Source organism: Silicimonas algicola, assembly GCF_003970735.1.
Taxonomy (GTDB): Bacteria; Pseudomonadota; Alphaproteobacteria; order Rhodobacterales; family Rhodobacteraceae; genus Silicimonas; species Silicimonas algicola.
This window is the reverse complement of record NZ_CP034588.1, coordinates 1,936,343-1,960,949: the sequence shown is the minus strand read 5'-3', so window position 1 is coordinate 1,960,949 and position 24,607 is coordinate 1,936,343. Positions and strand designations below refer to the sequence as shown.

Here is a 24,607-nt window from a genome sequence, read left to right as displayed (position 1 = left end):
GTGTCAGACCGCCTTCTGGGCCACCTTATCCTCCACTTCCAGATGGACCTGACCCCAGGCCAGCATGGCGAACACCGCCGAGCCGCCGAGGACGTTCCCGAAGAGGACCGGCAGGAAGAACCGGAACGTGGCGTCTGCGAGTCCAAGCTCACCATTCAGGATCAGGAACCACATCTCGACAGATCCCGCGATGATGTGGGTGAAGTCGCCGGCCGCTATGAGCCAGGTGAAGAGGATGATGATAACAACCTCGTTTCCCGTCCGGCCGGGCAACATCCAGACGATTGCGGCAACGAGGATGCCTGCGGGGATGGCGCGCGCCATCGCTGCCAGGGGCGAGAAGCCCGTCGCATGATGCGACAGGTCCGAGACGGCCGCGATGATCTCGGGCGAGAAGGCATGTGAATAGGCGATGAAAGCTGCGGCGATCGCGGCGCCGACGACGTTTGCGACCAGCACGATGCTCCATAACCGCAGGACCCTCAGGAGGCATCGCATGCTTTTGAGGGCGACCAGCGGGAAGATCGTCGTGATGGTGTTTTCGGTGAAAAGCTGCATCCGTCCAAGGATCACCAAAAGGAAGCCGAAGCTGTAGCCCAGGTTTTCGATCAGGTAGCGCGCCGGAAGGTCGGCGAGGTTCGTCCGCAGGATCGCCTCCCCCAGTACCGAGAAGCTGATAAGCAGGCCCGCAGCGACGCCCGACCAGGCCAGCGACGACTTCGGCCGCTCGAGCTCCTCGTCCCCTTCACGGCGGATGACTTCATAGATCATCCGAGCGTTCAATCCGCTGGCGTCGCGGATTTCCTTGTTTTTCAGCATGGGTCCTCGGGAATCTGCGGAATACGGCGGCAATGGCATGCAACGTCCCGGAAACAGTCTGGTTCCACGGTGCCTATCTCGTGTGTCACCGGAACCGGATCCGATGCGCGCGGTTGTCTGGCCAATTGCGGCCTTTGCCGCGACCATAGGAGTGAATGCAATGAAACGCCTTATCATGGCCAGCGCTATCGCCCTGACCGCCGCGATGCCCGCCTTCGCGCAGGATCGCGTGCAGGAAGTGGACGTGACCTTCGACATCGAAGCCGTTCAGAGCCGCGACGCCGCCAGTTTCTGGTCGAACCTCTCGGGCGACCTCGAAACCGCGATCCTCGAGCGGGTCAGCGACCGCATCGCCGAAGACGACGGTTACGAGATCCTGATCGACGTCAACGAAGTGGACATGTCCAACAGCTTCCAGTCCGCACTCGGCAAGGACTCGACCATCGTCGCCGGTGTCCGGATGAAGAACGAGGACATGACGAAAGAGGAATACTACAACCTCACCGTTCGCCTCGAGGAAGCCGGCAACTTCGAATTCATGCCCGATGGCGCCCTCGTCCAGACGGTGCCGGTCGAAGAGGCTTACGCCGCGATGATCGACGCCTTCGCGGACAACGTCGTCACGCACCTGGACTGATCGCTCATGCGGTTCAGGATCCTCATTCTCCTCGCTCTCGCCGGACTTGCCGGCTGCGAAACGATGCAAGGCCTAGGCCGTGACGTCGAAGCCGGCGGCGAGGCCATCCAGGAGAGCGCAGTCGACGCTCAATACTGACGGTCTGCGCAGACAATAGCTGGTAGGGGCGCGTCTCACGATGCGCCCTTCTTCTTTGGGGAACGCGCAAAAGAAAAGGCCCCGGACGCGCCGGGGCCTCTGAACCGAAATCGCCAGTCAGATCAGGCGATTGTCTCCATCTCTTCAGTCGTCGCAAAGAACATCGCCTGGCTGACGGCCGCCCGCACCTGCTCTTCGGAATAGGGCTTGGTGATGAGGAACGGCGGCTCGGGCTTCTCGCCGGACAGAAGGCGCTCGGGGAAGGCCGTGATGAAGATCACCGGCCGCTCGCCCAGCTTCGCCAGAAGCGAGTTCACGGCGTCGATCCCGGACGATTTGTCGGCCAGCTGGATGTCGGCGAGGATCAGATCCGGCGTCTCCTTTGCGCCGAGAGCCACCGCGCCGTCATAGGTGCGTGCGATGCCGGTCACGCGATGCCCCATGGCCGAGACGATCGACTGGAGGTCCATGGCGATGATCGCCTCGTCCTCGATGATAAGAACGCTGCCGGTGACGAGCCTGGCCAGGTCGTCCTGCGCCATCTCGTACAGATCCTCGGCCTCGGAGGTTTCGACCTGCATGATGGCGGCGACCTCGTCGAACGAAAATTCCTCGACCGACTTCAAGAGCAGAGCTTCCCGAGTATTCGCCGTGAGGCCGCTCAGGCGCCACTGCGCCCGCGATTCCAGTATCGCTCCATCGTCCTCGCTGGCGACGGGCGTGCCCGACGAGGACCAGATCTGGTGGAAGGCGCGGAACAACCCGACCTTTACCGATGACGCATCGCCCACGCCGTCCGGATCGGCCACCACGGCCTCCAACGCGGCGAGTGCGTAGCGGTCTCCGCTTCCCTGTGTTCCGGTCAGCGCCCGGGCATATCGACGAAGATATGGGACATGCGCGGCAACCTCGGCAGCGAGGCTGCGAGCGGTGTCGGAAGAATTCATGTTGCGCTCCTGTTTTTCTTTGGAACCTTTACTGACGAGAAGGGTTCCCCCGGCGAAGATATATTTTCACAGTTACGGTACAAATGGCCACTGACCCTAAGAAGTCCAACGTCGAACGTCAGATCGACGAAAATCTCCGACGCGTCTATCAAGACGTTGTCAATCAGGATTTGCCAGACAAGTTCCTCGATCTCATAGCGAAACTGAACGCCGAGAAGCGGGGTCAAACGCATGACGAATGACCCGCGGAAGGAAATCGTCGAACATCTTGGTTCCCTCCGTGCGTTCGCGATGTCCCTGGCCCGAAACTCTGCCACGGCGGACGATCTGGTTCAGGAAACCATCGTAAAGGCCTGGGCCAACATCGACAAGTTCGAGGCCGGTACCAACATGCGTGCCTGGCTTTTCACCATCCTGCGGAACACGTTCTACTCGCTTCGTCGCAAGCGGGGGCGGGAAGTTGCCGACGTGGACGGCGAGATGGCCGGGCGGCTGTCCGAGAAGCCCGCGCACGACGGCCGACTTGCGATGAACGACTTCCGTGTGGCCTTCGCCAAGCTGCCCGACGAACAGCGCGAGGCTCTGATCCTCGTGGGGGCGGAAGGCTTCTCGTACGAGGAAGCGGCCGAGATGTGTGGCTGCGCCGTGGGAACGATCAAGAGCCGCGCCAACCGCGGCCGCCAGAAGCTTGCCGAACTCCTTCACCTCGCTCATGGTGAAAGCCCGGCAATGACCGACTCTGCGACACTTTCGATAATTGGAGGCAGGCCCGCAGCATGAAGGCGGGAATATTGAGATTTCTATCGAGGCGAACCCTGGCGGTTCGCCTCTTGGCACTGCTGACTCTCGCGCTTCTTCCGCTTGGCCTGATTGCGGTCTTCCAGACCTTCAGCGTCGTCCGCGAAGCCCGCGTTCTGTCAGAGCGCGACATTCTCGTGCAGACCGCAGACGCGGCGAACGAGGAGGTCGCGCTGATGCAACGCGCCCTCGGCGCCGCGCAGGGACTCGCCGCGGCACTGGCGACGATAGATCCCTCGGCCCCGATCTGCTCCGACATCCTCGCGCGTTTCGACGAAAGGTCGCCGTCGATCCTTTCGCTCTACATTCGGCCCGATGGCAGCGTGATCTGCGCCTCCGACCGCCAGGAGCACAACCTCGCGGACTCCGCCATCATCGACAAATTCTTCGAGCGCCCCGTGCCGACCGTTACCGTAACCCGCAAAGGGCGTGTGACCGGACAGTCGGTGATGGTCACGCTGGAGCCGATCCGCGATCCCCAGGGCGGCCTCCTCGGCGCCCTTTCGATCTCGATCCCTCACAGCCTGGCTGACACGCTGCTCGCCAACCAGATCAACGACATGGAGCTGGCGATCGTCGACCGGACCGGCCTGATCCTCTCGGCCAGCACCGGGATCGAGAACGTAGCCGACTTCGAGGCCCTGGGTGTCGTGCCCGAGAACATCACCATTGGCCGTCTCGGCACCGCGCATCGGGTCACCGTCGCGCCGGGTCGCGAGATGCTGATCGCGATCGTCCCCCTGCTTCACGGCGACCTCTATGCCGTCGGCCGATGGATCGAAGGCCGTGCGCCCGCCTCTATGATCGGCGCGGCGACGCCTGCCTTCCCGGTCTTGATGTGGCTTGCAGGGCTTTTCGTGGCGTTCTTCGCGATGGATCGACTGGTTCTTCGGCATCTCAAGGTCTTGCGGGGCCGGATGGCGCGGTACTCTCCGGAACGACCTCAGAACGGGCACGCCATCCTCGACAACGCCCCGCCCGAGGTCGCCGAAATCGCCGACAGCTACAACGGGATGATCGACCGCATCGCCGCGAACCACGCCGCCCTCGCGGCGAACGTGCGCGAGAAAGAGGTCCTGCTGAAGGAAATCCACCATCGGGTGAAGAACAACCTCCAGCTCATCGCCTCGATCCTGAACATGCAGATCCGCTCGATCGAGTCGCCTCAGGCCCGCAGCGTCCTGCGCCGGGTGCAGGATCGCGTGATGAGCCTCGCCCTGATCCACAAGTCGCTCTACGCCGACACGCAGGTGGATGTCGTCCGCGCCGACCCGCTGATCGACGAGATCATCCGCAGCATCGTCAGCGGCATCCCCAGCACACCCTTGTGCGAGGTGGACGTGTCGCTCGGGCCGGTCGAGCTCGACCCCGACCAGGCCGTCCCGCTGTCGCTTCTGGTGACCGAGGCTGTCACGAACGCCGCGAAATACGCCGGCGACGGGCGCGAGGGCAATTGCTTCATCCGGATCGAGATGCACGAACCCGATCCGCGCCACGTCTCGTTGACCATCTCGAATTCGCGCGGCGTCAGACAGCCGACCGCCGGCGATGCCGAGACCGGCCTCGGGTCGCGCCTGATCTATGCCTTCGTGTCGCAACTCGGCGGCGAGATCCACATCTCGGAAGGCGAGAACGAATACGTCATCCAGGTCGAGTTCCCGAAGCTCGAGCCCGCCACTCCGCTGCACCAGGCGGCGGAATAGGACATGGCGCACGCTCTTGCCGACCTCTCGAGCGAAATCGAGTCGCTCGACGTACTGGTCACAGGATCGGAGGCCTTTCCGGCGCTTGAGCGACTGTTCATGGGGGCAAGCCGCGAAATCTGGGCGGGGTTCCGCATCTTCGACCTGTCGACGCGTCTCCGCAGTCCTGAAGCCTGTGCCATCGGCGAGACGTGGTTCGACCTGCTCCAGCACACGCTGGAACGGGGCGTATCGATCAGGCTGGTCCTGACCGACTTCGACCCGATCCTGGCGACCAAGTATCATCGCACAAGCTGGCACAGCGCCCGTCAGGCCGCGATCCTTTCCGAACTCTGCGAGGCGGGCGACCTGAGCTTCGACGTGGCGGCCCATCCCGCGCGCGTGGGCTGGGTGCCCCGCATCGCCTTCCGCAAGAAGGTGCGCGAACGGCTGGCCAGGAACGAGGCCGACCACCTGACGCCCGGCCTCTGGAACCAGAGCCTCGACGGCCCCTACCCGATGGTGCCCGCCACGCATCACCAGAAACTTGCGGTCGTCGACCGCGAGAAGCTGTTCATCGGCGGCATCGACCTCGACGAGCGACGGTTCGACACCCTTTACCACGACCGTCCGGCGAACGAGACCTGGCACGACGTGCAGGTCATCGTCACCGGGTCCGTGGTGGCGGCGGCACAGAAACACCTCGAGGAATTCAAGGACGTGGTCCGCGGCCGCCAGCAGCCGACGGCGCAGTCCAAGGCCTTCGTCCGGACGCTTTCGGCCAAGCGCCACGTCAACCCATTCCACATCTCACCCCGCACCGTCGCCTCCGAGATCGAGGATGCGCATTACGCCGCGCTGCGACGCGCCGAGGGGCTGATCTATATCGAGACGCAATACTTCCGCCACCTGCCGCTGGCGTCGGCGCTCGCCGACATCGGACTGGCGCGTCCGGATCTGGGCCTAATCATGGTCCTTCCCGCAGCTCCTGAGGACGTGGCGTTCGAGAACAACAGGGAACAGGACGCGCAGCTCGGCGAGCATCTTCAGACCCAGTGCGTCGACGTGGTGCGCGAGGGGTTCGGCGACCGCGCTCTTTTCTGCGCCCCGGCCCAGCTGCGCGAAGCGAACGAAGACGAAGGCGATCGCGCGAAGCTCTACGGCGCGCCGATCATCTACGTCCATGCGAAGGTGTCGATCTTCGGGGACAGCGAGGCAATCGTGTCATCGGCCAACCTGAACGGCCGGAGCCTCAGGTGGGACACCGAGGCTGGCGTTCACCTGGCCGACCCGATGAAGGTGCGTCAGCTGCGCGAAAGGCTGTTCACCCACTGGATGCCCCACCTTCCGGTGATGGGCGGTCTCGACACCGTCGACGAATGGCGTGCGACGGTCGTCGACAATTCCCGTAAGCCACCGGCGGAGCGGCGCTCGTTCCTGTTGCCCTACCGCCTGTCCGACGCGCGGCTTATGGCGGCGCCGGTCGCCGGGGTTCCGCACGAACTCGTCTGACGTTGAGCACGTCGATCCTAAAGACATCGCTCGGACCCATAGAAAAAGGCGCGGGAGAAACTCCCGCGCCTCGTTCACACCTGTGACTTTCGATTAGTTCTCGTAGGTCGGCAGGGCTTCCAGCTCTTCCTTCGTCATCGGGATGTAGACGAGAAGGTTGGTGCCGTTCTGCTCACGCAGGATGTCGAGTTCGTCCATCGACAGCTCGACGGGCTTTTCGCCGAGGCCAAGGAAGCCGCCCACATCGACGACCGCGCCGGAGATCTGGCCGTCATCGCTCAGAAGCAGTTCGGAGACTTCGCCGATCCACTCGTCATTGCCGTCATAGACGCGAGCGCCCGTAAGATCCTCGGCCGTCAGGTCTTCATACACGGCGGTGTCGTAGCCGTCGCGCATGATGCCGTCCGACGCACCCAGGGTGCTGTCGGTCGCCACGGCAACGTCGCCGGCAGCGTTTTCGGTGCCTTCGACGACAGCGTCACCAGCCTGCTCGGCTTCGGCAGTCACCTCTTCGGTGCCTTCCGCAACCGCTTCGCCTGTGGCGTCGGCAGCTTGGGCAAGTTCGTCACCCGCAGCGTCCGCACCTTCGACGACCGCCTCACCAGTTGCGTCAGCCGCCTCGGCGACTTCCTCACCGGCTGTCTCGGCGCCTTCGACGACGGCGTCACCGGCTTGTTCGGCCTCGGCAGTCATCTCTTCGGTCGCCTGTTCAGCGGTTGCGTCGGAGCCTTCGGCCATCTCTGCGGCCGGCTGCTCAGCCGTCGCATCGGTGCCTTCGGCCATTTCTTCGGTCGGCTGTTCAGCCGTGGCTTCGTTGGTGGCCTGCTGCTCGTCCGCGACCTGCTCGTCGGTCATGGGCTCGGTCGTCGAATCGCCGGCGGCAGCGGTGTCGGTTTCCGTCATCGGCTCTGTCGCCGTATCGCCGGCGGCAGCGGTGTCGGTTTCGGTCATCGGCTCAGTTGCCGCATCGCCGGTGGCGGCGGTGTCCATCGAATACTCGGGCGCTTCTTCGAGATTGGCGCGCGAGGCCGAGATGACCAGGAAGTAGTCGTCGTCGACATCGGTGGTGCTTTCGTCAGCGACGAACTGGACCTGGTCCATGTTCAGCGCAACCTGACGCTCGCCCATGCCGAGGAACCCGCCTATATCGACGAGAACGGCTTCGACAGAGCCGTCACGGCCAAGGATGATGTCGTTGATCTCGCCGACGTCTTCCCAGCCATCCTGCATGCCTTCGACGGCATCGCCCTCAACGCCGCCTTCGGCAGCATAGACGCGCTTGCCCATGAACTCGGACGCCTGGATTTCCTGAGCGTTGGACTCTGTGCGGAACATCGAGCCCGCATCCTGAGCGAAGGCGGTCCCGGCCATCAGGCCGGTCACGATCGCGGTGGTGGTCATGAAACGTTTCATGTCTCTTCCTCCGTAAGGGAATTTTTGCTTGGGTGCTTCGTGGCACTTGTGTCGAGAACGCCGATCATCAAAATCCGTTCCCCGGAAATTTTACTTAAATTTCTGCACGATAAAGGGCGATCTTCAAAGAAAAGGCCGAGAGACCAAGGTCTCTCGGCAAGGCCAAACGGGACAGTTTGGGACACGCTGCAGGGAGGGAAGTGTCCTCCAGCGTCAGGCTACCAACACCCCCTCGCCGTCTCGGTTCCCAAGGCGATCAAAAAATTTTGAAATCTTTGCATCAGCCATGCGAAAGGAGAAAAAAGCCTCGTCGGAACCGACTCAAATGCAGGACGTTGGCGGTCATACGTCCGGGCATACATTATAGATCCGCAGCAAATATCCCACCGTCCGAGCCAGAACCGGAGACCCGATGCGACACCGCGCCTTCGTGCAGAAGATCCTTTCCGACCTTCGCGCAAGCTACTGGTTCGTTCCCTCCTGCCTCGTCATCGCCGCGATGATCCTCGCCGAAGCCACTCTCGCGCTCGACCGCAGCGGCGTCGACCTTTCAGGCTGGCTGCCGGAGAGCCTGACGGATACGCAGCTCGACGGCGCTCGTTCGACCCTCACGGTGGCGGCGCAATCGGTCATCGGCGTCACGGGGGTCATGTTCTCGGTCACGATGGTCGCCGTGTCGTTCGCGTCCGGCAACTTCGGCCCGCGACTCATCGGGAATTTCATGCGCGACCGGGGCAACCAGTGGAGCCTCGGCATCCTGATTTCGACCTTCGTCTACGCCCTCCTCATCCTCCAAAGCCTGCACGCCCCGGCGAGCGAAGACGCTGACGCCTTCGTCCCGCAGGTCTCCGTCCTGCTCGGGATGGCCTTGACCTTCGGATCGGTCTTCGTGATGATCTACTTCGTCCACCACATTCCCGAGACGATCAACGTGGCCAATATCGCCTCGGGTCTCGGCCAGCGGTTCCGCGACGCGCTCGTCGAAAGTGCGAGGTTCGAGGCCCCTGGTCAGCCTCCGCACCTTCGTCATTCTCTTTCGCTGGACAGACCGGGATACATCCAGCGTCTGGACGTCAACCGTCTGGATACCGTGGCCGAGACGCATGGGCTGACGATCGTCGTCGACGCCGTGCCGGGCATCTTCGTCGACGCGCATCAATGCGTGGTTCGAACGGACCGTCCTTTGGATGATGATATCACCGAGGAACTGCGCGCAGCCTTCGCGGTGGGACGCTCCAAGACAGAGGATCAATCGCCGCTCTTCATCGCCGACGAGCAGGTCGAGATGATCGCGCGCGCCCTGTCTCCGGGCGTCAACGATCCCTTCACCGCCATCAACGGCCTCAACTGGCTCGCTGCTGCCATCGTCGAGGGAGCAGCGAAGGGCAGCCAATTCGGGCTCGAGGGGACCGATCGCGTTCATCTTCCCAGGATCGAGCTCAGCGAGATCCTCGACAGAACGTTCGGCGCGTCCTGGCAATACGTCGAGCCCGATCAGCTGACACGACGCCGCTGGATCGCTCTTCTCGACCGCATGGAAGGTGGCGATGCGACGAACCTCGCAGCCGCCGTCCGGGCCCTGCGCGCCCGGCTCGAGGCATCTCCGGGCACAGGCGGCGACGCCCGCCTCGCGGGGTAAAGTCGAGGCGCCGCTTGATCGGAACCAAGATCGTTCGTCGACGTTGACCGGACAGACAAGGGAAGAGCCCCTGACGGGGTGTCAACCTATCTCCGGCAACGGATATCACGCGCCGCGCCGGCATCGCACTCGCTATCCCTCAGGAGGATGACCATGACGAAACCCGCATCCAAGACGACCGGCACCGACACCGACAGCATGGCCTCGAAGGCGGGCCAATCTGCTACCGAGATCTCGGATCAGGCGAAGGACGCCACCAAAAGCACGGCCGACGCCGCGAAGTCCGAAATGAACAGCGCCGGAAACCAGGCTCGTGAGGCTCTGGACGAGGCCTCGGTCGCCGCGAAGCGCAAGGCGCAGGAAAAGGCCGACGAGGCCAAGGCCCATGTCGCCAACAGCGCCGACCGCACCGCATCGCAGATCCGCGACGCCGGCGGCGCGTTCGAGCCGGGCTCTCTCATCAACGAAGCCGCGCAGCGTCTGGCGGACAATCTTGCGGAAGCCGCGAGCGCCGTTCGCACCGCCGACCTCCGGACCGTGCAGAATGATCTTTCGGCCTTCGCCCGCCGCAACCCGTTTCTGTTCTTCGGGGGCGCCGCTGCTCTCGGTTTCGCGGCGGCCCGGATGATGAAGGCCAGCGACCGTGGTCATCACGCGCTCACGGATGACACCGATGACTTCGACACGACGCATGGACAACCGGATTACGCCGGCTCCCGTGCGGACGTCCCGACGCGCAATCGGACGCAGATCTGATGAACTCGCTCGAGCCGAAACCCACCACTTCCGTGATCGGCGACATCCTTTCGCACCTGTCCAATCTGGTGCGGAAGGAAGTCGATCTGGCCAAGTCCGAAATCCGCCAGAACCTTGGGCGGGCCGGGACGGCGATCGGGCTTCTGGTCGGCGCAGTCGTTCTCATACTGGTCGCGTTGAACGTCCTGGCTGCCGCGGCCGTTGCCGCAATGGCCGAGGCGGGCATGAATGCGGGTCTTGCCGCCCTCATCGTGGGCGCCGTCCTTTTGATCGTGGCCGCGATCATGGCGTTCAAGGGCAAGTCCGACCTCAGCGCCAAGAGCCTTGCGCCGACACGCACCGCAGAGAACCTGCGCCGCGACGCGACCGCTTTGAAGGAGCAGATCAATGGCTGATGACCGCACACCCAAGGAGATCGAGCGCGAGATCGAGGTCGAACGCGCCGCACTCGAGGACTCGATTGCCGCCCTGCAGTCGCGGCTGTCCCCCGAGGCGCTGGTGTCCGACGCCAGCCGGTTCTTGAAGGACAACGGCCGCGACGTTGTGCAAAACCTTGGCCGCGCGGCCAAGGACAATCCCGTTGCCCTGGCGCTGACCGGCATCGGCCTTGCCTGGCTGATGACCGGTCCCCGCGACAGGACCTACACCGCGAAGAAAGACCGTGACCCCGCAGACGAGGTGGCGTCGGTTGACTACGACCGGCATTACACCGCACCTGCCTCGGGCTTTCGCCGCGCTCAACCGCCGACGGAAAGGTTCGACGATCGCGTCCGCGCAGCCGATCGCGCCATGCGCCGCTCCTACCGTCAAGACAGCATCCTGGAGTCCGAAGGAGGATCCGACATGACCCATTCGACCACATCCTATACGAACTATGACCACGACGACGACTACAACGACGATCCGGGCACCTGGGGCACCATGAAGGCCCGCGCGCGCATCTATCGCGCCCGCGCGTCGCGCTCGGCCTCCGATCTGCGCAACTCGATCGACGAAGGCACGCACAGCATGTCCGAGGAAGCGCGCCACCGCGTGCGTCAGGCCCGTGCGGCCGCCATTGCGGCCCAGCAGCATCTCGAAGAGACCATGTCCGAGGCTGCGGACCGCGCCCGTCGCACGACGCACGAGAATCCGCTTCTGGTCGGTGCCCTGGCCTTCGCAGCCGGCGCTGCCATAGCGGCCCTTCTGCCCCGGACCGACACCGAGGACCGCGCCATCGGCGCCTATCGCGACCAGATGTTCGATGAAGCCGACCGCGTGTTCCGCGAGGAATCGCAGAAGCTGAGGAAGGTGGCTGAAGCGACGGTCGCCGAAGGTCAGGCCGCAATGAAGGACGCCATGTCCGAGACCGGCGAGACGATGGAAGGTGCGGCGAACCGCGTTTCCAGCGCCGCGCGCAGCGAAGCCTCGTCGCAGCGCCTCGGCAAGGTTTCCTGATAGCCCGATTGCAGTACATCTATGAAGCGCCCCTCGCTGAACCAGCGGGGGGCACTTTTCGTATCCTCGACGCGATGACACCGACACTCGGTTCCCTTAGGGTATAGACCGCGAGACGAGGAAGCCCGATGCAGCACAGTTCAGCGCAGATGGAACCACCCGCCGAGGGGCCGCTCGATCTGCCTCCGCGGACGTGGTGGGACACGCTCACCGTCGTGCGGACGCGCATCTTCGACGACAACTTCTCTCTCATCGCGGCAGGCGTCGCATTCTACGCCCTTTTCGCGCTCTTTCCGGGCATCGCCGCAACGGTCGCGGTCGCAGGCTTGATCCTCGATCCGCGGACATTGATCCCGCGGCTCGAGAACATGACGGCGGCGCTCCCCGAGGCCGCGCGCGACATCATCTTCACTCAGATCGAATCCGTCTCCTCCGCCGGAAGCGAGGGCCTGAGCCTGACCGCCATCATCGGCATCGCCATCGCCTACATCTCGGCCGCGAATGGGGTCGGCACCCTGATGCAGGGCCTAAACGTGGCTTACGGGATCCGCGAAAGACGTGGCTGGATAGAGCTTTACATGACGATCTTCGCGCTTACGCTGTTCATCATGACGGCGCTCGTCTTTTCGGCCATCGCGTTCGGCCTGGTGCCTGCCATTCTCGGCCGGATGGGAGAGTGGGGCTTCTGGTCCTACACCACCAACGTCGCGCGCTGGCCGGTGATCCTTGTGGTAGGCGCCTTCGGCTTCGCCGTCCTCTATCGCTTCGGGCCGAACCGGGGCAAAGCCCGCTGGCGCTGGCTGGCGCCCGGCAGCATCTTCGCGTGCCTGCTGTGGATCGGCCTGTCGTCCGCCTTCGCCTGGTACGTCAAGAGCTTCGGACGCTACAGCGAGATCTTCGGCGCCCTGGGCGGCGTCATCGTCCTGATGATGTGGCTCTGGATCTCGGCCTTCGTGACGATGCTTGGTGCGCTTCTCGACGCCGAACTCGAAGCTCGCGGCAAGCACCGCCGCATCCGCCGCAAGAAGGTGGCGGACGGCTAGGCGCTCAGGCCACGACCTCGATTGCGCCCTTCGCGTTGATCGAGACAGTGGGCACCGGCGGACGCGACAGCTTTTCGAAGACGAACAGCAGCCAGACCAGAAGCGGGATCGCCACGATGCCGCCGAGGGGACCCCAGAGCCACAGCCAGAACACCAGGGAGACGAACACCAGAAGCGGGTTCACCTCCATGTGCCGGCCTACAAGCGAGGGCGTCACGAACTGGCCCTCGGTCACGTTCATGCCGACGTAGACCGCTGCCGGCACGAACGAGGCCGCCCCATCGAAGGCCAGGATGCCGGCCACGAGAAGCGCCACGGTGAACATCGCCGGTCCAAGGAACAGGACGTAGTTCACCAGGAACGCCGCCAGTCCCCAGATCAGGGCGCCGGGCAGGCCGATGGCCGTCATGACAAGCGCCACTGCAACGCCGAAGACGGCGTTGATGATCGAGATGGTGATGAGGTAGCGCGACACGCGCGCCTCGGCTTCGCACAGCATGTCGTGGCTGAGAGAGACCTTCAGCCTGTCGACCTTCCGGTAGATGTCCGACCGCGCGACGAGAAAGAAGTAAAGCGTGCCGACGAAGACGAGAAGACCCGAGGCGATGGACGGCGCATAGGCCAGCGCATCGAGAACGCCCGGAAACTCCATCGCGTCCTCGCGCCCCGGCGCGCCCGCCGTCTCGCCCAGGGCTTCCGACACCGTCGCCTGAAGCGACGTCAGCCCGGCAAACCTGGCCTTCAGCATGGCCCCGATCTCGGTCACCTCGCGCCACACGATCGGGCCGTTGCGGATCGCGCGGCTGATCGTGGGTTCGATCAGCAGGAACAGCGAGATGGTGAAGCCGAGGAACAGGAACAGCACCAGTAGCGCCGCCCCCGCGCGGGGCAAGCCGATCCGTTCCACCTTGTCGGTGATGGGCGCGAAGACGACGCCCAGAACGATGGCAGCGACCATGGGCGCGAAAAGCGCCTGCCCGAGCTTCATGCTGGCCAGCACCAGGATGGCGCAGATGATGGCGAGCATCAGGGTGCGAAGGCTGTCGCGCGGCATGGGGGTCGTGTCTCCGTTCGCGGAGATAATCTCCGATCCCGGCTTTTGTTCCGTTCCGGCGCCGGGATCAAGCGGCTGCGGTACGTCCGATGCGCGCTTCCAGCCAGTCGGCCAGAACCCCCTCGTCCGGCGCCAGCTCCTCGGCCACTCCGCCGGTGAAGGACAGGAACGGCTCGGCATTGCCCCGGTTGAGGCCGACGAGGACCGGAAGCCCCAGGTCCAGCGCCTCGGCGATGACCGGACGGAACCCGCGTCCGCCCGCCTCGTGCTTGCCGAACTTGTTGACGATCAGGAACTCGGCTCCTTCGAGCCGTCCGAGCGTCAGCCGCACGGCCTCTTCCAGCGCACCCGGGTCCAGACGGCAGCCCGTCGCATCGGGACCGAGGCTCTGGCTGATCCGGATCACCGGCCCGTCGGGCAGGACGTTGACGTCCATGTCGCAGGGGCCGTCCGGGTCGGGGATGACGTTCATCTGCACCGTGCCCGCCGCGCGGAACCCGCGCGCCGCCATCCGCCGCACCAATCCGGCCAGCAGCAGGTCGGTGGCCCCGCGCCCAGGTGCTACGGTATAGGCGATGTGCATGGCGGATCCTCCTCCGACATCATCCATAACGCGCTGTCGCACGGACGGAAAGCTGTCTTCAGGGGAGAGAAAATGGTGCGGTCGAGAAGACTCGAACTTCCACGGGAGTTACCCCACAGCGACCTCAACGCTGCGCGTCTACCAATTCCGCCACGACCGCACGCCGTTGGTTGGTGGCGCGTCTCTTACCGGGACCGCCGAGACTTGTGAAGGGGGGTCGCGCGAAAAAGTGCGGGGGACGGCGCATGGCCGCCCCCTCGCCAGACGATCACTTCGTCACGGTGAAGCTCGGCAGCGCCGAGGCGGGCTGGACGGGCGCGGTCATCGTCCCCGCCTGTCCGGTCTGACCTAGGGCCGCAGCTCGGATCAGGGCGATGCGTTCGGGCTGTCCCGGCGCGAAGACGGCGGGCTGTCCCGCCTCCAGCGCGGTGACCGCCATGTCGTACCAGTCCCGCGCCAGGTCCGCTCGCGCCGTGGCGCCGAAGCCCTGGCTCAGGTGGTGGCCCATCAGCTCGCCGTAGGCGCGTTCGCCGAGCGCCGCGAGGATCAGGGCCGAGCCGACGGACACGTCCATGTCGTCGGTCCGGTAGCCCACGCTGAGGCAGATCTTCGAGGTTGCCGCCAGCTGCTGCGGCGCCATTCCGGTCGACAGCACGAAGCCCGAGACGTCCTGAAGCACCGCGTCGCGCGACTTCAGCGACAAGGCGGCGACGTGATCCTTCATCACCGGACCGAAACTGTCGCATTGCGCCTCGATCTCGGCCACGCCGACCCCTTGCACGCCCGCTGCCAGATCCTCGCCCGTGGCGATGGCATAGGTGCGGGCGAGGCAGAACTGCTCGTTCAGGACCGCGTTCGGGTCGCTCATCGCCTGGATGGTGGTGAAGCCGCCGTTGGTGTTGGTCAGAAGCGAGACCGTGTTGCAGTGCGAGGCCAGCGAGCGCGACCCAGTTGCACCCAGGAAGGACGGCAGCGTCGGCGCGGACGGCGGGGCGGATTCGACCGCCGCCTCCACCACGGGCGCCTCGGGCGCGGGGATGGGAGCGGGTGCCGGTGCGGCGAAGGCCATCGTCCCGCCGGTCTGGGGCGGCACGCCCGCCGCCTCGTCGCGGTAAATGGTCAGAAGGCCGCGCGACCCCATCGGGTTCGACGCGATCTGCTGGTGCGTCATCGCGCCCCCCGCCATCGCGCGCTGGTAGGACGACAGGAGGAAGCTCTTCTCGTATTCGCTCAGATAGCCGGTCGGAGGATACCCGAGGTGCGCCTGGTACTGCGAGATCGCCGCGCGCGACCGTCCACCCAGCACGCCATCCGGCGTCCCCGCCGGGAAGCCGAAATAGTTGAGAGAGGTCTGCACCTCGCGGTTCTGCGCCCGCTCGGGCGAATAGACCGGCGCGCGATAGACCTTCCGCACCGTGCGCTTCTTGTTGTTCTCGTTGACGATGGCGCCGCCCACGATGCCGCCGATGATGCCGCCGACAAGGGCGTCGCCCGCGTCGGCATGAGCCCGCGTCGCGGGCGTGGCGATCAGGATGGCCGACAGGACGGCCGACAGGACGGCCGAGCCGATGAGACCGGATTTCATTGCATCTTCCCCCAGAAAATAAGTTCTTGGCAAAATTGACCCTACGGCATTTCTAGCACGGAATCGGGCGCGAGTCCCTCGTTTCGTGCCGATTGGCAATGCCGCTGGCCTCGCCTAGAACGCCTGCATGGTCGAATGGATCACCTCCGCCGCTCCCGTCGCCTACGAGGAGGCCGTCTCTGTCATGGAGACGCGGGCGGCCGCGATCCGCGCGGGTGCCGCGGACGAGGCGATCTGGCTTCTGGAACATCCGGCCCTTTACACCGCCGGTACCTCGGCCAAGGCCGAGGATCTCGTCGATCCCGACCGCTTTCCCGTCTTCGCGGCCAAGCGCGGCGGGCAATACACCTATCACGGACCCGGGCAGCGGGTGGCCTACGTCATGCTCGACGTCTCGACGCGCGGACAGGACGTCCGGCGCTTTGTCCACGACCTCGAGGCCTGGATCATCGCCGCGCTGGCCGAGTTCAACGTCCGGGGCGAGGTCCGCCCTGACCGCGTCGGCGTCTGGGTGCCTCGCCCGGACAAACCGCCCCTGCCCGACGGCACCCCGCGCGAGGACAAGATCGCAGCCCTGGGCATCCGCATCCGCAAGTGGGTGTCCTTCCACGGCCTGTCGATCAACGTCGATCCCGACCTGTCGCACTTCGACGGCATCGTGCCCTGTGGCATCACCGGACATGGCGTGACCTCGCTCGTCGACCTGGGCCTGCCGGTGACGATGGAGGACGTCGACGTGGCTTTGAAGCGGACCTTCGGGCAGGTGTTCGGGTGAGCTACGACCTCGACCTCTACACCGCGAAGGCCGCGCCCCTGGTCCCGCCCGAAGCCGACGAGCAGGGTGCGTTCAACATCGACCCGCCGGCGCTCTGCGAGGACGACGACATTCCGCCCGACGTTCTGCCCATCCTTGGAAAGCGCCGGCGCTGGCTCCACCGCCTCTACATCGAGGGCCGCCCCGGCGCGGAGGCGATGGCAAGGTTCGAAAAGTGGTTGACCGGCATCCTGGCCGAGACGAACGGCATCTTGATCGACATGCAGACCGAACGCTTCCAGGGCGTTCGAACCTCGGGACCGTTGCCGACCGAAGCCGCCGGTACGTCGCTGCCGCCCGCCAGCGGCATTGTCTCCAGGTTCCTCGACCGCCTGCTCGGTCGGTTCGCGTCGCCCCAGCCTGCCACGTCTTCCCCGTTACAGCCTGAACTTGGCAAGATGTCGTTCTTCTTCGAGGATCTGGAGGCGTTTCACGCTGAAGGCCTCGCCAGGGTCCTAGACGTCATCGCGCGAGTCCTGCCCGAAGCGATGCCGACGCGGTTCGGCAGTTGGGAACCGTTGCAGGGCCGGGTCCAGGACGGCGACGTGGGCCCACTGCTCGCCGAGTTCGCTCATGACCCCGACCTGTCTCTCAAGGCGAAGGCGCCGTTTGCGCACATCTTCATGTACGTCGCCTGCGAGGCCTTACTCGCCAAATGGCACCCTTCCTACTTTCTGCGGGCCGAATTCCTGGTGGGTCGCCTGACATTCGAATTGCGCCCGAAGGCGCTGGACGACCCTCGCCTTTTGGAGTTGATGCGGGACATCGCGTTGGCAGTGAACGCGTTCTACGCCGAGATCCGCGACCACGACTGCCCCGTGAAGGCATGGTTCTGGTACGGCTTGCCCAAGAGCCCGGTCCGCGCCTTCGTCCTCGGACCGCCCTACACGCAGCTCTGGCCTGAAGCCGCCTCACAAGGGGTGGAGATGGCTCCCGGCATGGTCCTCGTGGCGCCGACGCGACTGTCTTCGGACGTGCCGACACCGCCCGACGACCTCGCCGACCCGGGCGTTGCAGGGAAGCCGGGCGTCATTGATCCGCACAGATACGCGAAGGTGTTTCCCTTCGACGTGCCCGGTCGCCGCTAGGCCGCCGCTTCCTCGACCCGTTGCCCGAGCATCAGGTCGAGGTTCTGGACCGCAGCACCCGACGCACCCTTGCCCAGGTTGTCGAGAACCGCGACGAGAACCGCGCGGCCCGTTCCCGCATCGCCGAGGACGTGCAGCGTCATGTCGTTGGTGCCATTGTGCGCTGTCGGAACGATGCGGCTCGACTCGCCGCCCAGGGGCGCCACGGTGACCACGCCACCCGTGCCGAAATGCTGCGACAGCGCGCCGTGAACATCCGCCATCGAGGGCTTGCCGGGCAGAAGCGACAGGTGCAGCGGCACCTGGACGACCATTCCTTGCGCGAAGTTGCCGACGGACGGCACGAAGATCGGCGCCCGTTCCAGCCCCGAATAGCGCAGGATCTCGGGCAGGTGCTTGTGCGCCTGTCCCGTGCCATAGACGAAGAAATCGGGCGCCGTGCCGGCATCGAATTCGCCGATCAGGGACTTGCCGCCACCGGTATAGCCCGAGACGGCGTTGATCGTGATCCCGGCATCCGCCGGCACCAGCCCGCGCGACACCAGAGGCGCCAGAAGCGCAAGCGCTCCCGTGGGATAGCATCCGGGGTTCGACACGTGGCGGGCGGCGGCGATGCGCCCCGCCTGCGCAGGCGCAAGCTCGGGGAAGCCATAGACCCAGGCTGGATCCACCCGGTAAGCCGTGGAGGCGTCGATGATCCGCGTGCCGAGGTCCGACGACAGCGCCACGGCCTCGCGCGCCGCATCGTCGGGCAGGCAAAGGATCGCCACGTCGGCGGCGGCGAAGGCGTCGCGGCGCGCGGCCTCGTCCTTGCGGCGCTCGGGGTCGATCCGGACAAGCCCGATGTCGGCGCGGCCGTCCAGCCGCTCCCTGATCTGAAGACCGGTCGTCCCGGCTTCGCCGTCGATGAAGACCCGTGCGGCCATGATCGCCTCCGTCTGCGTTCGAGCCCGCTTCTACAGGACGCAGGACATCGCGCCAAGAAAAAGCTACCCGTCCTGCTGCACCTCGCAGCGCCGTGAGCGCAATCGTTTGTTGCCAATGACTTGCCCGCCGCGTTCAAGGGCTGGACGGGCAGAAAGCTGTTACCCGCCGCACCCCTCCCCTGAGACAATTTAGCCCGCTCACGTCTCTCGTTCGCCATTGCCCCCGGACCGACACATCCCTAGAACCGAATACAAACCGGCGGGCATCGACCCGCCCTACGGGAATCGTTCTCCAGGAGGCATCACATGGCCGACGCCGCAGCACACGGGCACGACCATCACGACGAGCGAGGGTTCTTCACCCGCTGGTTCATGTCGACGAACCACAAGGACATCGGCATTCTCTACCTCTTCACCTCGGGGTTCGTCGGCTTCATCGCCGTGGCCTTCACCGTGTACATGCGGCTCGAGCTGAAGGACCCCGGCGTCCAGTACATGTGCCAGGAGGGCATTCGCCTGATCTCCGACGGCGTCTGCGCGCCGAACGGGCACGTCTGGAACGTCATCGTCACCGCGCACGGCATCCTGATGATGTTCTTCGTGGTCATTCCGGCGCTGTTCGGCGGATTCGGCAACTACTTCATGCCGCTGCACATCGGTGCGCCGGACATGGCCTTTCCGCGGATGAACAACCTCAGCTTCTGGCTCTACGTCTCGGGCGCCTCGCTCGCGATCCTCTCGGTCGTCGTGCCGGGCGGCAACGGTCAGCTTGGCTCCGGCGTGGGCTGGGTGCTCTATCCGCCGCTCTCGACCTCCGAGCAGGGCTTCTCGATGGACCTGGCGATCTTCGCCGTGCACCTCTCGGGCGCCTCGTCGATCCTCGGCGCGATCAACATGATCACGACCTTCCTAAACATGCGCGCGCCCGGCATGACGCTGTTCAAGGTCCCGCTCTTCGCCTGGTCGATCTTCGTGACCGCCTGGCTGATCCTCCTGGCCCTGCCGGTGCTGGCGGGCGCGATCACAATGCTGCTGACGGACCGCAACTTCGGCACCACCTTCTTCCAGCCCGAAGGCGGCGGCGATCCGATCCTCTACCAGCACATCCTGTGGTTCTTCGGACACCCCGAGGTCTACATCATCGTGCTGCCGGGCTTCGGCATCATCAGCCACGTCATCGCGACCTTCTCGAAGAAGCCGATCTTCGGTTACCTGCCGATGGTCTGGGCGCTGATCGCCATTGGCGGCCTGGGCTTCGTCGTGTGGGCGCACCACATGTACACGGTCGGCATGTCGCTGTCGCAGCAGACCTACTTCATGCTGGCGACGATGGTCATCGCGGTGCCGACGGGCGTGAAGATCTTCTCGTGGATCGCCACGATGTGGGGCGGCTCGATCGAGTTCAAGACGCCGATGCTCTGGGCCTTCGGTTTCCTGTTCCTCTTCACCCTGGGCGGCGTCACGGGCATCGTCCTCAGCCAGGCCGCCATCGACCGCGCCTATCACGACACCTACTACGTCGTGGCGCACTTCCACTACGTGATGAGCCTCGGCGCTGTCTTCGCGATCTTCGCGGGCACCTACTTCTGGATCGGCAAGATGTCCGGCCGGCAGTACCCCGAGCGTCTGGGGCAAATCCACTTCTGGATGATGTTCATCGGCTCGAACCTGACCTTCTTCCCCCAGCACTTCCTGGGCCGTCAGGGGATGCCGCGCCGCTACATCGACTATCCCGATGGCTTCGCGTTGTGGAACGAGGTCTCGACCTGGGGCGCGTTCCTGTCCTTCGCGTCGTTCCTGCTGTTCATCTACATCGTGTTCTACACGATCCGCTCCGGCAAGCCGGTGACCGAGAACAACTACTGGAACGAGCACGCGGACACCCTGGAATGGACCCTGCCCTCGCCGCCGCCGGAGCACACTTTCGAGACGCTCCCGAAGCGCGAGGACTGGGACAGAAGCCACGCGCACTGAACCTGATGTGAACGAAGGGCCCCCCGGGGCCCTTCTTCGATCGAGGACACGGACCCATGAACGGCCCCTCGTCCCACACCGACACCCTCGTGGTGATGCCGCACGCCCAGCTTCTTCTTGGCGTGCTGGTGCTGACGGTCGTCGGCGTGCTGATCTGGGTGGCGATCGCACGGCTTACCCCAGGCCAGTTCCGCGCCGCGCGAACGCTGGCCCTCGTCTCCTGGATCGCCGGCATACTCGCGATCGTCGCGCAGCCCATTGCCATGATGATCCTGCCCGGCGAGCAAATCCTGGACTGGCCGGGCCTTCTGACCGCCCTCGGCCTGGCCGCGCTGGCCGGCGCCGCGCTGACGGCCCTCGCCGGCGCCCTGACTCTCGCCACGCTTCTGATCTCCCTGTCTCGACGCATTGCGCGGCGATGACACACCGCGCCCTCTGGAAGGACGGCGCGCGCGATATATCCTAGTCACATGCCCTATCGCTGGACCGAAGCCCCCGACGAGAAGATCCTGACGCTCTGGCCGCACCAGTCGATGACGCCCGAGGGCTTCGTCTGGTTCATCGGCGCCACGGCGGTCATGCTGACCATGCCGCTGCTTGCCGTCCTGGGCTCGGCGGTGACCTGGGTGCTGCTGGCGTTCTTCCTCGCGGCGATCTGGGGCGTGTGGCGCGCGATCATGGTCAACCGACGCCATCGCAGCCTGCACGAGGTGCTGACGTTCGGCCGCGAGTCCCTACACCTCAGTCATGTCCCGCACGACGGGCCGCACCTCGACTGGCAGGCGAATCCCTACTGGGTGACCGTGAAACTGAGGCGCGACGGGCCGGTCGAGAATTACCTGACCCTGTCCGGTTCCGGGCGCGAGGTCGAATTGGGCGCCTTCCTCACGCCGGACGAGCGGCTGGCGCTTTACGACGAGCTGAATCGCCTGATCCGCGCAGAGTGACGGCTCAGTCCTTCGACTTCTTCTCGGGCAGATCCTCGCGGTCGGTCGATGCCATCTCGTCGAGCTCGGATTCGCTCATCGAGTCGTACATGTCCTTGGACGCGCCCTTGAGGTCTCCGACCTTGGTGTCGCCGCGCTTGGCCGAGAGGGCGGCTCCGGCGGCTTTCTGCTGGGCTTTGGATGTGGCTGGCATGATGGGTCTCCCTTCCTGAGAAAAGAGAAACCGGCACCCCCTGCTACATGTTCCGGGCAGGTCGGACTCTGCGGCGAAACCTAACCCAGCCGCGCCTTCACCATCGGGCCCACCCTGCCGAAATCCATCTGGCCGGTGTAGCGCGCCTTGAGAGCGCCCATCACCTTGCCCATGTCGCGGATCGATGCAGCCCCGGTGTCGGCGATGGCGGCATCCACCGCGGCCGCCGTTTCGGCCTGGTCGAGCTGGCGCGGCAGGTACTCCTCGATCACCTTGATCTCGGACAGTTCCGCCTCGGCCAGTTCCAGGCGACCGCCTTCCTCGTAAGCGCGCGCCGACTCCTGGCGCTGCTTCACCATCTTGCCGAGGATCTGGAGGATGTCCTCCTCGCCCACGCCCGCGTCGCCGCCGTCGCCGCCTTCGGCGCGCCGCGCGATGTCGCGGTCCTTGATCGCGGCCATGATGAGACGCAGCGTGGACAGACGCGACGCGTCCTTGTCCCGCATGGCCTGCTTCAGTGCCTCTCCGATCTGGTCCCTGAGCCCCATCTGTCCCTCATGGCTTGCCGAGACTCGGGACCTTATCTCTTAACCAGACCCGCCGCAACTGCGACTGAAACGCCTAACCAGCTGAAAAATCAGGCTTTGCCGCTATTCCCCGGCGTCAAGAAGGACGGTCGTCGTCAACCCTGCGGTCAGGTAGTGGTTCACCAGCGGCAAGACCGCGAACCACATGACCCACGCGTCGAGCGAGACCGAAGCGACCAGCGTCGCGTTCAGGACCGCCATCGACAAATGCTTCAGGAGAAAGGCGCGCGTCAGCATCGGGCGGGCCTTGTTCATGGCGTCGTCAGGCCACCAGTCGCGGCCGAAACCCTCGGTCCGGGAAACGATGTCGAGGAAACAGCCGAGTGCGAAGAGCGCCGGAACGATCGTGAAAAGGTGTTGCACCCAGACGGGATCAGGCGACAAGAGGATGATCCCATAAATAACTGCGATCAAACAGAAAAACACGATCAGAGACAGCGCCGTCGCCTCGTGCCCCACCTTCTCGGGAAGAGTGCGCGCATTCGCGGCGTGACCGATGGCGAGGGCTGTCAGTACGGTCGCGACGAAGACCGTCGTCTCTGCCATGCCCGGAATGCGCGACAGCCCGGTCCAGACCGCCAAGGCCGCGCCGGACTGCACCAGGCGGTGCAGCGGAGGAGGCCCCGCCGTCTCGAAAAGAAGCGCGAAAAGCCTCAGGCGAAGGAACGGGCGCCACATGACGGGCAAGAATGACAATGAAAAGAGGCTTCGGGATGGCCGGAACGCGGCGGGGATCGGGATGGCGATCCACGCCCCGCCCTTGACCTCGCGACCGTCCCGCCATAGGTCCGGGCCGTTTACCGATACATCGCCTTGGGGGCCCGAGCCATGACAGACGCCACGACGAAACCGACCGCGTGCCTGGCTCTGGCGGACGGGACGATCTTTTTCGGCCAGGGCTTCGGCGCGACGGGCACCAGGGTCGCCGAGCTTTGCTTCAACACCTCGATGACCGGCTATCAGGAGATCATGACGGACCCCTCCTACGCGGGCCAGATCGTGACCTTCACCTTTCCCCACATCGGCAACGTGGGCGTGAACCCCGAAGACGACGAGACCGCCGATCCGGTCGCCGAAGGCCTGATCGTCAAATGGGACCCGACCGAACCTTCGAACTGGCGTGCGACCGAGACGCTGTCTTCATGGCTGTCCCGCAGGGGCCGGATCGGCATGGGGGGCATCGACACCCGCCGCCTGACCCGCGCGATCCGCCACCAGGGCGCGCCGCACGTCGCCCTGTCGCACGACCCGGACGGCAACTTCGACATCGAGGCGCTGGTCGCCCAGGCCCGCGCCTTCCCCGGTCTCGTGGGCCTCGACCTCGCCCGCGACGTGACCTGCGCGCAGTCGTATCGGTGGGACGAGACGCGGTGGGCCTGGCCCGAGGGCTTCGGCCGCCTGACCGATCCCAGGTTCAAGGTCGTGGCCATAGACTATGGCGCCAAGCGCAACATCCTGCGCAGCCTCGCCAGCGTCGGCTGCGACGTCACCGTGCTGCCAGCGACCGCCACCGCCGAGGATGTGCTCGCGCAGAACCCCGACGGCCTGTTCCTGTCGAACGGTCCGGGTGACCCGGCGGCGACGGGCGCCTATGCCGTGCCGATGATCAAGGGCGTGCTCGACGACAGCCGCATCCCCGTCTTCGGCATCTGCCTCGGCCACCAGATGCTGGCGCTCGCACTTGGCGCGAAGACGATCAAGATGAACCACGGCCACCACGGCGCGAACCATCCGGTGAAGGACCTCGAGACCGGCAAGGTCGAGATCACCTCGATGAACCACGGTTTCACCGTCGACAGCCAGACCCTTCCCACGGGCGTGAAGGAAACGCATGTCTCGCTCTTCGACGGCTCGAACTGCGGCATACGCATGACCGACCGGCCCGTCTTCTCGGTCCAGTACCACCCCGAGGCCAGCCCCGGCCCCGCCGACTCGCAGTACCTGTTCGAACGTTTCGCCCGCGCGATGGACGACACGGCGGCGGCGCGCGCGTCTTAAGTCCGGCTTAACCACGAGGTGCGATGGAGGCGGCAAC

27 protein-coding genes and 1 tRNA gene are annotated in these 24,607 nt (G+C 65.1%); 17 read left to right on the top strand and 11 right to left on the bottom strand.

Features of this window, described 5'->3' with window-relative positions:
• Window positions 1–3: 3 nt before the first annotated feature.
• A complete protein-coding gene (locus EF888_RS09725) occupies window positions 4–819 on the bottom strand; it encodes a formate/nitrite transporter family protein (RefSeq protein ID WP_241239862.1) in 816 nt (271 codons plus the stop codon).
• A gap of 160 nt (window positions 820–979) precedes the next feature.
• On the opposite strand from EF888_RS09725, the gene EF888_RS09720 reads away from it, so the two are divergent.
• Entirely contained in the window at window positions 980–1,456 is a 477-nt protein-coding gene (locus tag EF888_RS09720) for a hypothetical protein (protein ID WP_109758814.1), read from the top strand.
• A 6-nt stretch (window positions 1,457–1,462) separates the two neighbouring features.
• A complete protein-coding gene (locus EF888_RS09715; protein WP_109758813.1) occupies window positions 1,463–1,594 on the top strand; it encodes an entericidin A/B family lipoprotein in 132 nt (43 codons plus the stop codon).
• Between the two features lie 122 nt (window positions 1,595–1,716).
• On the opposite strand, the gene EF888_RS09710 is transcribed toward EF888_RS09715, so the two are convergent.
• Window positions 1,717–2,541 (bottom strand): response regulator, encoded by an 825-nt coding sequence (locus EF888_RS09710; protein ID WP_109758812.1) that lies wholly within the window; start codon window positions 2,539–2,541, stop codon window positions 1,717–1,719.
• Window positions 2,542–2,624: 83 nt separating this feature from the next.
• Here EF888_RS09710 and EF888_RS09705 point away from each other — a divergent pair, with 83 nt between their 5' ends.
• From EF888_RS09705 to EF888_RS09690, 4 genes are read left to right on the top strand one after another with little or no spacing between them, the layout of a single operon-like run.
• The gene (locus EF888_RS09705) at window positions 2,625–2,783 is read left to right on the top strand and encodes a NepR family anti-sigma factor (RefSeq protein ID WP_109758811.1); all 159 of its coding nucleotides are present in this window, start codon (window positions 2,625–2,627) and stop codon (window positions 2,781–2,783) included.
• Complete coding sequence (locus EF888_RS09700; RefSeq protein ID WP_109758810.1) at window positions 2,773–3,321, top strand: RNA polymerase sigma factor; 549 nt, start codon at window positions 2,773–2,775, stop codon at window positions 3,319–3,321. Before EF888_RS09705 ends, EF888_RS09700 begins: the two co-directional genes overlap by 11 nt.
• Before the next feature lie 50 nt (window positions 3,322–3,371).
• Window positions 3,372–5,042, top strand: a complete 1,671-nt coding sequence (locus EF888_RS09695) for a sensor histidine kinase (RefSeq protein ID WP_164721639.1) — start codon at window positions 3,372–3,374, stop codon at window positions 5,040–5,042.
• Window positions 5,043–5,045: 3 nt separating this feature from the next.
• Complete coding sequence (locus EF888_RS09690; RefSeq protein ID WP_109758808.1) at window positions 5,046–6,533, top strand: phospholipase D family protein; 1,488 nt, start codon at window positions 5,046–5,048, stop codon at window positions 6,531–6,533.
• A gap of 93 nt (window positions 6,534–6,626) precedes the next feature.
• Here EF888_RS09690 and EF888_RS09685 read toward each other — a convergent pair whose 3' ends face one another.
• A complete protein-coding gene (locus tag EF888_RS09685; RefSeq protein WP_109758807.1) occupies window positions 6,627–7,946 on the bottom strand; it encodes a PRC-barrel domain-containing protein in 1,320 nt (439 codons plus the stop codon).
• Between the two features lie 412 nt (window positions 7,947–8,358).
• Here EF888_RS09685 and EF888_RS09680 point away from each other — a divergent pair, with 412 nt between their 5' ends.
• The 5 genes from EF888_RS09680 to EF888_RS09660 all read left to right on the top strand — a co-directional run bounded on the left by EF888_RS09680 (window position 8,359) and on the right by EF888_RS09660 (window position 12,821).
• Entirely contained in the window at window positions 8,359–9,585 is a 1,227-nt protein-coding gene (locus tag EF888_RS09680) for a DUF2254 domain-containing protein (RefSeq protein WP_109758806.1), read from the top strand.
• Between the two features lie 153 nt (window positions 9,586–9,738).
• Window positions 9,739–10,341: a hypothetical protein gene (locus EF888_RS09675; RefSeq protein WP_126918548.1), complete on the top strand. Its 603-nt coding sequence runs from the start codon at window positions 9,739–9,741 to the stop codon at window positions 10,339–10,341.
• Window positions 10,341–10,736, top strand: coding sequence for a phage holin family protein (locus tag EF888_RS09670; RefSeq protein WP_109758804.1), 396 nt, complete (start codon window positions 10,341–10,343; stop codon window positions 10,734–10,736). The genes EF888_RS09675 and EF888_RS09670 overlap by 1 nt, the downstream gene beginning before the upstream one ends.
• Window positions 10,729–11,778, top strand: a complete 1,050-nt coding sequence (locus EF888_RS09665; RefSeq protein WP_109758803.1) for a DUF3618 domain-containing protein — start codon at window positions 10,729–10,731, stop codon at window positions 11,776–11,778. Before EF888_RS09670 ends, EF888_RS09665 begins: the two co-directional genes overlap by 8 nt.
• 128 nt (window positions 11,779–11,906) lie before the next feature.
• Window positions 11,907–12,821: a YihY/virulence factor BrkB family protein gene (locus EF888_RS09660; RefSeq protein ID WP_109758802.1), complete on the top strand. Its 915-nt coding sequence runs from the start codon at window positions 11,907–11,909 to the stop codon at window positions 12,819–12,821.
• Window positions 12,822–12,825: 4 nt separating this feature from the next.
• Here EF888_RS09660 and EF888_RS09655 read toward each other — a convergent pair whose 3' ends face one another.
• The 4 genes from EF888_RS09655 to EF888_RS09640 form a co-directional block, all read right to left on the bottom strand.
• Complete coding sequence (locus EF888_RS09655) at window positions 12,826–13,875, bottom strand: AI-2E family transporter (protein WP_164721638.1); 1,050 nt, start codon at window positions 13,873–13,875, stop codon at window positions 12,826–12,828.
• 67 nt (window positions 13,876–13,942) lie between these two features.
• Window positions 13,943–14,458 (bottom strand): DUF2478 domain-containing protein, encoded by a 516-nt coding sequence (locus EF888_RS09650; RefSeq protein WP_109758800.1) that lies wholly within the window; start codon window positions 14,456–14,458, stop codon window positions 13,943–13,945.
• A 73-nt stretch (window positions 14,459–14,531) separates the two neighbouring features.
• Window positions 14,532–14,618, bottom strand: a tRNA-Leu gene (locus tag EF888_RS09645).
• A gap of 108 nt (window positions 14,619–14,726) precedes the next feature.
• Entirely contained in the window at window positions 14,727–16,043 is a 1,317-nt protein-coding gene (locus EF888_RS09640; RefSeq protein WP_109758799.1) for a peptidoglycan-binding domain-containing protein, read from the bottom strand.
• 127 nt (window positions 16,044–16,170) lie between these two features.
• On the opposite strand from EF888_RS09640, the gene lipB reads away from it, so the two are divergent.
• Both lipB and EF888_RS09630 read left to right on the top strand, forming a co-directional pair.
• Window positions 16,171–16,818 (top strand): lipoyl(octanoyl) transferase LipB, encoded by a 648-nt coding sequence (gene lipB, locus EF888_RS09635; RefSeq protein ID WP_109758798.1) that lies wholly within the window; start codon window positions 16,171–16,173, stop codon window positions 16,816–16,818.
• Window positions 16,815–17,945: a hypothetical protein gene (locus EF888_RS09630; RefSeq protein WP_109758797.1), complete on the top strand. Its 1,131-nt coding sequence runs from the start codon at window positions 16,815–16,817 to the stop codon at window positions 17,943–17,945. Before lipB ends, EF888_RS09630 begins: the two co-directional genes overlap by 4 nt.
• Here EF888_RS09630 and argC read toward each other — a convergent pair.
• Window positions 17,942–18,871, bottom strand: coding sequence for an N-acetyl-gamma-glutamyl-phosphate reductase (gene argC / locus EF888_RS09625; RefSeq protein WP_109758796.1), 930 nt, complete (start codon window positions 18,869–18,871; stop codon window positions 17,942–17,944). The two genes, EF888_RS09630 and argC, sit on opposite strands and share 4 nt — an antisense overlap.
• 306 nt (window positions 18,872–19,177) lie before the next feature.
• Between argC and ctaD the strand changes: the two genes are divergently transcribed.
• The 3 genes from ctaD to EF888_RS09610 are packed head-to-tail and all read left to right on the top strand — an operon-like array spanning window position 19,178 to window position 21,792.
• Window positions 19,178–20,845 carry a cytochrome c oxidase subunit I gene (gene ctaD / locus EF888_RS09620; RefSeq protein ID WP_109758795.1) on the top strand — a complete coding sequence of 556 codons (1,668 nt, stop codon included), beginning with the start codon at window positions 19,178–19,180 and terminating at the stop codon, window positions 20,843–20,845.
• Between the two features lie 56 nt (window positions 20,846–20,901).
• The gene (locus EF888_RS09615; RefSeq protein ID WP_109758794.1) at window positions 20,902–21,267 is read left to right on the top strand and encodes a hypothetical protein; all 366 of its coding nucleotides are present in this window, start codon (window positions 20,902–20,904) and stop codon (window positions 21,265–21,267) included.
• Window positions 21,268–21,315: 48 nt separating this feature from the next.
• Window positions 21,316–21,792 (top strand): DUF2244 domain-containing protein, encoded by a 477-nt coding sequence (locus EF888_RS09610; protein WP_109758793.1) that lies wholly within the window; start codon window positions 21,316–21,318, stop codon window positions 21,790–21,792.
• A 4-nt stretch (window positions 21,793–21,796) separates the two neighbouring features.
• Here EF888_RS09610 and EF888_RS09605 read toward each other — a convergent pair whose 3' ends face one another.
• The 3 genes from EF888_RS09605 to EF888_RS09595 form a co-directional block, all read right to left on the bottom strand.
• Complete coding sequence (locus tag EF888_RS09605; RefSeq protein WP_109758792.1) at window positions 21,797–21,985, bottom strand: DUF3008 family protein; 189 nt, start codon at window positions 21,983–21,985, stop codon at window positions 21,797–21,799.
• Between the two features lie 80 nt (window positions 21,986–22,065).
• Window positions 22,066–22,533 carry a GatB/YqeY domain-containing protein gene (locus EF888_RS09600; protein ID WP_109758791.1) on the bottom strand — a complete coding sequence of 156 codons (468 nt, stop codon included), beginning with the start codon at window positions 22,531–22,533 and terminating at the stop codon, window positions 22,066–22,068.
• A 102-nt stretch (window positions 22,534–22,635) separates the two neighbouring features.
• Window positions 22,636–23,250, bottom strand: a complete 615-nt coding sequence (locus tag EF888_RS09595; protein ID WP_109758790.1) for a hypothetical protein — start codon at window positions 23,248–23,250, stop codon at window positions 22,636–22,638.
• Window positions 23,251–23,400: 150 nt separating this feature from the next.
• Between EF888_RS09595 and carA the strand changes: the two genes are divergently transcribed.
• Window positions 23,401–24,570, top strand: a complete 1,170-nt coding sequence (gene carA / locus EF888_RS09590) for a glutamine-hydrolyzing carbamoyl-phosphate synthase small subunit (RefSeq protein WP_109758789.1) — start codon at window positions 23,401–23,403, stop codon at window positions 24,568–24,570.
• Window positions 24,571–24,607 lie beyond the last annotated feature (37 nt).

What these genes read in the sequence shown, in the direction of transcription:
- EF888_RS09725 (WP_241239862.1), bottom strand. Translation starts at nt 819, where the DNA reads ATGCTGAAAAACAAGGAAATCCGCGACGCCAGCGGATTGAACGCTCGG.
- EF888_RS09720 (WP_109758814.1), top strand. Translation starts at nt 980, where the DNA reads ATGAAACGCCTTATCATGGCCAGCGCTATCGCCCTGACCGCCGCGATG.
- EF888_RS09715 (WP_109758813.1), top strand. Translation starts at nt 1,463, where the DNA reads ATGCGGTTCAGGATCCTCATTCTCCTCGCTCTCGCCGGACTTGCCGGC.
- EF888_RS09710 (WP_109758812.1), bottom strand. Translation starts at nt 2,541, where the DNA reads ATGAATTCTTCCGACACCGCTCGCAGCCTCGCTGCCGAGGTTGCCGCG.
- EF888_RS09705 (WP_109758811.1), top strand. Translation starts at nt 2,625, where the DNA reads ATGGCCACTGACCCTAAGAAGTCCAACGTCGAACGTCAGATCGACGAA.
- EF888_RS09700 (WP_109758810.1), top strand. Translation starts at nt 2,773, where the DNA reads ATGACGAATGACCCGCGGAAGGAAATCGTCGAACATCTTGGTTCCCTC.
- EF888_RS09690 (WP_109758808.1), top strand. Translation starts at nt 5,046, where the DNA reads ATGGCGCACGCTCTTGCCGACCTCTCGAGCGAAATCGAGTCGCTCGAC.
- EF888_RS09685 (WP_109758807.1), bottom strand. Translation starts at nt 7,946, where the DNA reads ATGAAACGTTTCATGACCACCACCGCGATCGTGACCGGCCTGATGGCC.
- EF888_RS09680 (WP_109758806.1), top strand. Translation starts at nt 8,359, where the DNA reads ATGCGACACCGCGCCTTCGTGCAGAAGATCCTTTCCGACCTTCGCGCA.
- EF888_RS09675 (WP_126918548.1), top strand. Translation starts at nt 9,739, where the DNA reads ATGACGAAACCCGCATCCAAGACGACCGGCACCGACACCGACAGCATG.
- EF888_RS09670 (WP_109758804.1), top strand. Translation starts at nt 10,341, where the DNA reads ATGAACTCGCTCGAGCCGAAACCCACCACTTCCGTGATCGGCGACATC.
- EF888_RS09665 (WP_109758803.1), top strand. Translation starts at nt 10,729, where the DNA reads ATGGCTGATGACCGCACACCCAAGGAGATCGAGCGCGAGATCGAGGTC.
- EF888_RS09660 (WP_109758802.1), top strand. Translation starts at nt 11,907, where the DNA reads ATGCAGCACAGTTCAGCGCAGATGGAACCACCCGCCGAGGGGCCGCTC.
- EF888_RS09655 (WP_164721638.1), bottom strand. Translation starts at nt 13,875, where the DNA reads ATGCCGCGCGACAGCCTTCGCACCCTGATGCTCGCCATCATCTGCGCC.
- EF888_RS09650 (WP_109758800.1), bottom strand. Translation starts at nt 14,458, where the DNA reads ATGCACATCGCCTATACCGTAGCACCTGGGCGCGGGGCCACCGACCTG.
- EF888_RS09640 (WP_109758799.1), bottom strand. Translation starts at nt 16,043, where the DNA reads ATGAAATCCGGTCTCATCGGCTCGGCCGTCCTGTCGGCCGTCCTGTCG.
- lipB (WP_109758798.1), top strand. Translation starts at nt 16,171, where the DNA reads ATGGTCGAATGGATCACCTCCGCCGCTCCCGTCGCCTACGAGGAGGCC.
- argC (WP_109758796.1), bottom strand. Translation starts at nt 18,871, where the DNA reads ATGGCCGCACGGGTCTTCATCGACGGCGAAGCCGGGACGACCGGTCTT.
- ctaD (WP_109758795.1), top strand. Translation starts at nt 19,178, where the DNA reads ATGGCCGACGCCGCAGCACACGGGCACGACCATCACGACGAGCGAGGG.
- EF888_RS09615 (WP_109758794.1), top strand. Translation starts at nt 20,902, where the DNA reads ATGAACGGCCCCTCGTCCCACACCGACACCCTCGTGGTGATGCCGCAC.
- EF888_RS09610 (WP_109758793.1), top strand. Translation starts at nt 21,316, where the DNA reads ATGCCCTATCGCTGGACCGAAGCCCCCGACGAGAAGATCCTGACGCTC.
- EF888_RS09605 (WP_109758792.1), bottom strand. Translation starts at nt 21,985, where the DNA reads ATGCCAGCCACATCCAAAGCCCAGCAGAAAGCCGCCGGAGCCGCCCTC.
- EF888_RS09600 (WP_109758791.1), bottom strand. Translation starts at nt 22,533, where the DNA reads ATGGGGCTCAGGGACCAGATCGGAGAGGCACTGAAGCAGGCCATGCGG.
- EF888_RS09595 (WP_109758790.1), bottom strand. Translation starts at nt 23,250, where the DNA reads ATGTGGCGCCCGTTCCTTCGCCTGAGGCTTTTCGCGCTTCTTTTCGAG.
- carA (WP_109758789.1), top strand. Translation starts at nt 23,401, where the DNA reads ATGACAGACGCCACGACGAAACCGACCGCGTGCCTGGCTCTGGCGGAC.